The sequence below is a fragment of the Tamlana crocina genome (assembly GCF_012037625.1).
Genome location: NZ_JAAVJS010000673.1, coordinates 1 through 323, shown reverse-complemented (window position 1 = coordinate 323; position 323 = coordinate 1). Strand labels below are relative to the sequence as shown.

At 37.8% G+C, this 323-nt stretch carries 1 protein-coding gene; it reads right to left on the bottom strand.

The window, feature by feature from the left end; all coding sequences use genetic code 11:
• The coding region (locus HC176_RS18520; RefSeq protein ID WP_209309824.1) for a hypothetical protein at window positions 1-290 on the bottom strand (290 nt) is incomplete at its 3' end.
• Window positions 291-323 lie beyond the last annotated feature (33 nt).

Sequence of the window (323 nt, the reverse complement as noted above, 5' to 3'; positions counted from 1 at the left end):
AGGAGTTCAGGGGCAGCCAACAAGTCGTTTTTACTGTAGGCATCAATAGAAAATGAAATAAATCGTTCATTAAGGATATCATAGACGCCCTGAATACGTGCATTGCATACTTTTGAATGTGCGTTAGCCACCCCTGAGAATATTTCAAATAACCTTTTGGGAAGCCTTATAATGGTGCTGTCCTGAACGATCATTCTGTTGAAAACAGCACTCAAATTTCTATCCTGGACTGCAACATTGGTAATTTTTTTCAAAATCATTACCTCAAGTACTCCTTTAAAAAATTCCACACAGCAGCTATTGATTTTTTTCCAAATGGCCAC